The organism is Ammoniphilus soli, from assembly GCF_040813775.1.
The window spans coordinates 1-6,829 of the sequence record NZ_JBEGDL010000077.1 but is presented as its reverse complement, the minus strand read 5'-3'; the positions used below and the strand labels follow the sequence as shown (position 1 = coordinate 6,829).

The window sequence follows — 6,829 nt, the reverse complement described above, 5'->3', positions numbered from 1 at the left end:
AGGAGCTAAAACTCCTGTTTTTTCAAATTATCTCAAAAGTAACTTACTAAGCTAACGGGATTCGATAGCGCGGGGACGGATCAACATCCGTCCCTTACTTCGTTGCTGCGGGCAGATTAGCTTAACGGTGAAATTTTTGGTCATACATCTTACAAAGAATGGAACAATAAGATTTGATTATACATACAGGGGAGGTAAAGTTTGCTCTATATTTACAATGCGATGATTTTCTGGTTATGGGCAATTCTCGCCATACGAAAGGGCAAGTTTTCTTGGCATACTATTGTAGCCATTTACGTTTTTGCAGAAGCAATAGTTGATTTAGCGGAAGTTTTGTCAAACCAACTCTTACATCTTTATGAGTTTTCTACTCATTTGTTTAGCGATCCTGTTCGTTCTGATCGTATAGGCATTATGTTGGCTGATGTAATCATCTTGCCAGCTTCCTCCATCATTTTTTGTTATTATACGAATCCTAAAAAACCTTGGCTCAGTGTAGGCATATTTACTTTTATACATATAACACTTGAGCTGGTTTACCTTAAGTTAGATTTGCTGCGCTATCATCAATGGAACATTTTATTTTCAACCTTATTATATTTGGTTGGATTTAGGTTTTTAGCTTACTTTTCGAAGCGTTTTGTTGAATATAATCCTCCCGTGCCTTATTGGGTTCGTTTGTATTCTTTTACCTATACAGCTCTGGTTCTCCCCGGTGCCGTTTTTTCAGGAGTATTAATTAATTGGCACCAATGGAGACCAAATTTTTTAAGTAATCCTGTGGCGGATGATCGTCTTGCAGATATTGGTTTATGTGTGATCATTTCTTTAATGACTGCCTTTATCATTCCTAAAGTATCTTCTCGGTACAGAATGATGGCTTTTGTTTTACTTACATTAGCCTCAACTATCTTTGCGCTGTATTCACATTGGAGAGGGTGGTTAATTTATCACTATTGGAATCATTTACTAACCATTTTACGTTATTTTTTACCTTTTTCTTTAGTGATATGGTATGACCGCTGGGAATCGGGTTATGTACTGAATAAAAAGAAGTAAACGAACTATTTCTCAAGTTGACAACATGTTTGTTTAATGTCAAGTTACTTATTCCCCTAACGGGATTCGATAGCAGGGAAACGGAATCAGCATCCGTCCCCTGCTTTTTACCTTTCAAACGAGTAGCATAACGAAAAATACGTGCTAAAAGGGAAATGGAATTTTATGTTAAAACAGAAAAGGAAGGAGTGGACAATTTATGGCAAATTCGAAAAGTAACCTTGTGTTTGGCGTTTTAGGAACTGCGATAATAATTGGGTTGCTTGCTTTCTTATCAGGAATGCGCTTCTTACTGGAATGAGTCGAGAAGAAGAGATGGATCGCTTAACACTAATCAATCAAAATCTAGAAAAAATCATAACAACTCCTTCCGGCTCTTCAAATCCTTACGATTACGTTAAAGCGAATCAAAAGGAGTTCGATTACATTGTGGAACAAGAGGATTTAGCTTTAAATCATTTTTTAAATATATTCAGAAAGTCTGATTCTGATGGGTTAAAAGAATTTATTATGGCTTTGGCTTGCGTTGAAATTCTTGGCAAGAACAATCCTGTTGGAAAATGGCAATCTGGTCGTGATTGGTATAAACAATATGTCAAGTTACGTTAACGAGATTGGAGGGACGGAGATCTATAACGTAATAATTAAAATCATACAAAAAGCCTTAGCTATAATGCTAAGGCTTCTGATTGTAATTCCTTAAATTCATCATCATATGATGGTTTAACTGCTCCACGTTCATTAAGTTCACGAAAGATATCACGATATTCAACAATAGATATTACACCTTCAACATATACTCTTTGAAGGAAATCTAATAACTCATTCACGTTTGAGGGCTTATCCTTTTTTGACTGGATGAACTTATGAATTAAATTTTCTAACAAATTAATTCCCCCTCGTTTTTGATAGCGTTTACATCTACATTTTAACACGATATTTTGGTTTATTTTGATTTTAGAATATTGTAACTTCCGACATTTTATTACATCAAAATAGATAATTATTTCAACCCCTTTATACTAATATAGGGGCTTAGTCTGGGTGTGTGATTGAAGAAGTAAGGAAATCACTTACTAAAAGAACAGAAAATAGAATAGACTAGAATTTTACGATGAGCTGAAGGCGTAGTTTTTAATATTTTTTTACTTCACTAAAGGGCAGAATTGCTTAATAAAAGGAACAATTTAATCATGCTTATTGATTGTATTTTAATACTCATAATAAATTTTTATTTAGGTGTCGGTGAAGTAAGTGTTTACGTTCACCCCAGTGCCAAAGGAACAGGAGTTGGTGATTTCATCTTAGGCGAACTCATCAAGAGGTCAGAGGAAAAAGGATATTGGATGTTACAAGCGGGGGTTTTTCCCGAAAACATACCTAGTCTGAACTTGCATATAAAACACTGTTTTAGAGAAGGGGAAGGCGTGAATGGATCGGAAAAATGAATGGAGTATGGCTAGACACTTGGCTACTGGAAAGACGAAGACAAATCGTCCGAATCAATTAAAATAAGGATAAATCCTCACTCAAAGACAGTGAGGATTTTCTTTTTTAGGATTGCAAACCATATCTACATATCATCATTTGGTAATGTTAAGTTTTTGTAAAGCTTGATTCGAAATATAGACATTATAATCATAATTATATTACAATCATGATTATAATATAACTTAATAAATTAGCGGATTGTTTCAAAGTTCTAGGTGATCCGACACGTCTTAAAATGCTTTCGTTATTGAATATGAGAGACTGTTGCGTATGTGAATTCATCCCTGTTTTTAATATTTCTCAACCAGCGATCTCCAAACATTTGAATCGGTTAAAAGTGTCGGAGTTAGTGCAGGAGAATCGTAAAGGTCAGTGGGTTTTCTACTCTTTAAATCGCCAAAAGTTTGAGGAAGTCGGATTCTCATTGACGCATTTACCAGATGTATCCGAGACATTTAAAAAATTGGAGGAACAAGGACTACTGGTAAATTGTGAATAAAAAATTGATTAAAGGAGAGTGATTACAATGAGTGAGAACATCAGTAAAAAAATGTCGTTCCTTGATCGTAACTTAACGCTATGGATTTTTGTTTCGATGGCGTTAGGGGTCGGAATTGGCTACTTGTCTCCCAATTTTGTGGAAGGGCTGAACCAATTTCAAGTAGGTACAACATCAATACCCATCGCAGTTGGCCTTATCCTCATGATGTATCCGCCTTTGGCAAAAGTGAGATATGAAGAATTGGGTCAGGTATTCAAGGACTTCAAGATTTTAGGAATTTCTTTGATCCAAAATTGGATCGTCGGGCCCATTCTTATGTTCATCCTCGCGATTGTATTTCTTCAAGGTTATCCCGAATACATGGTGGGTCTGATCATGATCGGTTTAGCTCGATGTATTGCGATGGTCATTGTTTGGAACGATTTATCTAGAGGTAGTACCGAATACGCAGCGGGTTTAGTTGCCTTTAACTCCATTTTCCAAGTTCTTTTTTATTCCATTTATGCGTACTTCTTTGTTACTTTGCTTCCCGGATGGTTCGGCTTAGAAGGTATGGTCGTTGATATTACCATCGCAGAAGTAGCGAAGAGTGTATTTGTTTACTTGGGCATTCCATTCCTAGCCGGGATGATTACACGTTATAGCTTGGTCAAAGCAAAAGGCCGTGATTGGTATGAGAAAGTTTTCATACCTAAAATCAGTCCTATCACCCTTATTGCTTTGTTATTTACCATTGTGGTGATGTTCTCTTTAAAAGGAGATATGATTGTAAGTTTACCGCTTGATGTGGTTCGTATAGCGATCCCATTACTCTTTTACTTTGTGATTATGTTTTTGGTTTCTTTCTGGATGGGCAAAAAAGCGGGTGCCAATTATCCTGTAACAGCAACACTTGCTTTTACCGCATCGGGGAATAATTTCGAATTAGCCATTGCAGTTGCAATTGGGGTCTTTGGAATCAATTCGGGTGCGGCTTTTGCGGCGGTCATTGGTCCCCTTGTCGAAGTACCGGTCATGATTGCTCTCGTCAATGTTGCCTTCTGGTTCCAAAGAAAATACTTTAACAAATCTATCGCTGGCTAAGTCTTGAACAACAGAGATGAAGATGCAAATGGCGATACGAATTGCCATTGTGGAAGATGAACCAGCTTACGCTTTATTGATTGGATATAATCTCGAAAAATCAGGATACCAGACCAAAAACTATGCCGTCCAGAGAACAATTTTTAAACGAACTTGCTTCTAACGAATTTAAGCTAATTATCATTACTGTTCAACTTTCTGATGTGCATGGGTTGAAACTCTGCGAATAAATAAGAAACATAGGGGTTTCAACCCTATTCTAACGGGGTTCGATAGTATGATATGGGATGTGGGATGCTCCGGCATCCCTTTTCTCTTGTCAGAATGGGCAGTAATTAAACGTAGGAACGGGTTTACGGTTCACCGTGATGGAAATAATTACAAATATACACAACGAACGTTGATAATAAAATGTGGGGTGGTGCATGAAGGATGTACTTCTGTTTAAAATGTGAAGAATATCATGAGGATGATTCTACTGCCGACAAAATTTTAAAAACAGGATTTAGAACAAATTTAATCACTAAAGAGAAAGTGCATGTGGGAATCTGTGATCAATCTAAAGAGCCAACCCAGTAGACTGTCCGTTCGGTTAGTTATTCTGCTATCAGGATTCGTTTGCGTAATGATGTAGTTGCATTACTGTGCTAATGGGATTCAATAGGTTGAGGAGCAGTGTACCATTCACTGTTCCTTTTTGTTATTGAAGTATTGAGGATAGTTCAACATAAATTCTTATTGTAAAATGGTGAAAGAATCAATTGAATTATGTGGGGTACTTAAAGGTCGTTTTCGCAACAATTTATGAAGTCACTGAATAAAATAAAAATCCACTCTTTCGGACAGGTCGTCTATCAAAATCGTTGATACCCCCACTGTTAAGGCAAAAGGCAACCAGCTATGACTTCTTATCATATATTGAAAATAACTATCCTTCTTCGCTAACTAACTGTTTCAGGCTTTTAACTGCATCCATCGCATCAGAGCCTTTAGCTGAAATAATCACCTCCGATCCTGATCTAACGGCTAAACTCATAACGCCTATAATACTTTTTGCATTTAATTTTTTGTTTCCATCCTCGATATATATTTCTGAAGCAAAACGGCTTGCTTCTTGAACAAAAAAAGCGGCTTGACGTGATTGAAGACCATTCTTTAATTTGATTAACACTTTCTCTTGAACCATCTTTTATTCCTCCTAATTTTTAGTATCATATTACCAATTGAACGTTAACATAATACCTTTAGTATATTAATAGAGTGTTAATTATTGGTATTTGGTGTCATGAAATATAACAATAATGATTACAAAGGTGTTGAAATCGGTAATAAAAATCTCATCAAAGAGAAGATTGAATAAATTTTTTAGCCCTTAAATTGTCATCTGAAAGGCTTTTCAACATGGATGATATATGATTAGTTATTACATGGTTTCAATTTTTGTTTCCATTTGTTTTTAGCGCAGCAGGAAATAAAGGAGGTCTTGATTTGATTCGAACACTTGCCATATCTAAAGACCATCAAGTCATTCAGGATATTTCAATGGAACAACTGTTTGACCGGGAATTCATTTGGTATTGGGTTGATTTTAATTCCCCTACTGAAGACGAAGCAAAATATTTAGATACCCATTTTAAATTCCATCCCCTTGCCATAGAAGACTGTTTCCATTTTCTTCAACGACCTAAATTGGATTACTATGAGGGATACAGTTTCTTTGTCCTTCACGCATTAAATCCCGCAACATTGGAATCAAATGAAGTGGACATCTTTCTTGGGAGTAATTACGTGATTTCTTTCCACTTAAAACCGTCACCAGAGCTAGACATGACTTGGAACCGGATGAAAGCGGAGGGCAACCTTCAAAATCTTAATCCTGTCCATGCATTCCATCTTATTCTTGATAAAATCGTTGACCAATATTTCCCTACCTTATATCAAATTGAAGATAAGCTAGATGAATTGGAGGACTTAGAGTCAAAAACAGGACGAGCGCTTATGGAAGAGGTTTTTGAAATTAGGAGTGATTTGCTTCGTTTGCGGCGCAGTATTTTTCCGATGAGAGACCTTCTATATCGAATTTTGAACTCAGACCGTATTGATATCCCCAAGGACCAGAAAGCTTATTTTGGAGATATTTATGACCATTTGTTAAAGCTTGCTGAGATGGTGGAATCCAATCGGGATATTACCTCGGATATTCGTGATAGCTACATATCATTAAATGCAGATAGAACAAACAACATTATGATGACTTTGACCGTAATTTCAGCTATTTTTATCCCATTGACATTCATTGCAGGAGTTTACGGAATGAACTTTGAATATATGCCTGAATTGACATGGAAATATGGGTATTTTGGAATTCTTGGGTTTATGGGATTTGTGGGTTTAGGGATGTATTGGTGGTTTAAGAAAAAAGGTTGGTTCGGAGAAAATTAATTTGTTAAGGGATGAGATTCGTTTGCTATATGCTTTTCTATTGCTTTTGCCGGACTTGCAGAAATCGGTGGAGGATATCTGATTTGGTTTGCTTCACTATCGGGAGTTAAATAAAACAATTGGAAGTTCTGATGATACTTGAATTGAAGGTGGCAAACGAGTCAAATGAAGGCGCTGGATGTGCCTTTTGTTATTCCGCTATCCTGAAAATAACCCGCACTGCAGTTTGTTTTTTGGCAATACCAAATTAGA

8 protein-coding genes and 1 pseudogene are annotated in these 6,829 nt (G+C 36.4%); 7 read left to right on the top strand and 2 right to left on the bottom strand.

Annotated features, from left to right (window positions below; translation table 11 throughout):
* Window positions 1-222 precede the first annotated feature (222 nt).
* Both ABLT31_RS37840 and ABLT31_RS37835 read left to right on the top strand, forming a co-directional pair.
* On the top strand, window positions 223-1,059 hold the full coding sequence (locus tag ABLT31_RS37840) for a hypothetical protein (RefSeq protein ID WP_367760885.1): 837 nt from the start codon (window positions 223-225) through the stop codon (window positions 1,057-1,059).
* 297 nt (window positions 1,060-1,356) lie between these two features.
* Entirely contained in the window at window positions 1,357-1,668 is a 312-nt protein-coding gene (locus ABLT31_RS37835; RefSeq protein ID WP_367760884.1) for a hypothetical protein, read from the top strand.
* A gap of 59 nt (window positions 1,669-1,727) precedes the next feature.
* On the opposite strand, the gene yppF is transcribed toward ABLT31_RS37835, so the two are convergent.
* The gene (gene yppF / locus ABLT31_RS37830) at window positions 1,728-1,946 is read right to left on the bottom strand and encodes a YppF family protein (RefSeq protein WP_367760883.1); all 219 of its coding nucleotides are present in this window, start codon (window positions 1,944-1,946) and stop codon (window positions 1,728-1,730) included.
* 306 nt (window positions 1,947-2,252) lie between these two features.
* Between yppF and ABLT31_RS37825 the strand changes: the two genes are divergently transcribed.
* The 4 genes and pseudogenes from ABLT31_RS37825 (at window position 2,253) to ABLT31_RS37810 (ending at window position 4,714) form a co-directional block, all read left to right on the top strand.
* Complete coding sequence (locus tag ABLT31_RS37825; protein ID WP_367760882.1) at window positions 2,253-2,507, top strand: GNAT family N-acetyltransferase; 255 nt, start codon at window positions 2,253-2,255, stop codon at window positions 2,505-2,507.
* 230 nt (window positions 2,508-2,737) lie between these two features.
* Window positions 2,738-3,049: pseudogene (locus ABLT31_RS37820) on the top strand (ArsR/SmtB family transcription factor); the annotation flags it as partial.
* Between the two features lie 27 nt (window positions 3,050-3,076).
* On the top strand, window positions 3,077-4,135 hold the full coding sequence (gene arsB, locus ABLT31_RS37815) for an ACR3 family arsenite efflux transporter (RefSeq protein ID WP_367760881.1): 1,059 nt from the start codon (window positions 3,077-3,079) through the stop codon (window positions 4,133-4,135).
* A 432-nt stretch (window positions 4,136-4,567) separates the two neighbouring features.
* The gene (locus tag ABLT31_RS37810) at window positions 4,568-4,714 is read left to right on the top strand and encodes a DUF3973 domain-containing protein (protein ID WP_367760880.1); all 147 of its coding nucleotides are present in this window, start codon (window positions 4,568-4,570) and stop codon (window positions 4,712-4,714) included.
* Between the two features lie 349 nt (window positions 4,715-5,063).
* On the opposite strand, the gene ABLT31_RS37805 is transcribed toward ABLT31_RS37810, so the two are convergent.
* On the bottom strand, window positions 5,064-5,321 hold the full coding sequence (locus tag ABLT31_RS37805; RefSeq protein WP_367760879.1) for an HPr family phosphocarrier protein: 258 nt from the start codon (window positions 5,319-5,321) through the stop codon (window positions 5,064-5,066).
* A gap of 302 nt (window positions 5,322-5,623) precedes the next feature.
* On the opposite strand from ABLT31_RS37805, the gene corA reads away from it, so the two are divergent.
* Window positions 5,624-6,577, top strand: coding sequence for a magnesium/cobalt transporter CorA (gene corA, locus ABLT31_RS37800; protein ID WP_367760878.1), 954 nt, complete (start codon window positions 5,624-5,626; stop codon window positions 6,575-6,577).
* The last annotated feature ends 252 nt before the right edge of the window (window positions 6,578-6,829 follow it).

What these genes read in the sequence shown, in the direction of transcription:
- arsB (WP_367760881.1), top strand. Translation starts at nt 3,077, where the DNA reads ATGAGTGAGAACATCAGTAAAAAAATGTCGTTCCTTGATCGTAACTTA.
- ABLT31_RS37835 (WP_367760884.1), top strand. Translation starts at nt 1,357, where the DNA reads ATGAGTCGAGAAGAAGAGATGGATCGCTTAACACTAATCAATCAAAAT.
- ABLT31_RS37840 (WP_367760885.1), top strand. Translation starts at nt 223, where the DNA reads ATGATTTTCTGGTTATGGGCAATTCTCGCCATACGAAAGGGCAAGTTT.
- ABLT31_RS37825 (WP_367760882.1), top strand. Translation starts at nt 2,253, where the DNA reads ATGCTTATTGATTGTATTTTAATACTCATAATAAATTTTTATTTAGGT.
- ABLT31_RS37805 (WP_367760879.1), bottom strand. Translation starts at nt 5,321, where the DNA reads ATGGTTCAAGAGAAAGTGTTAATCAAATTAAAGAATGGTCTTCAATCA.
- ABLT31_RS37810 (WP_367760880.1), top strand. Translation starts at nt 4,568, where the DNA reads ATGTACTTCTGTTTAAAATGTGAAGAATATCATGAGGATGATTCTACT.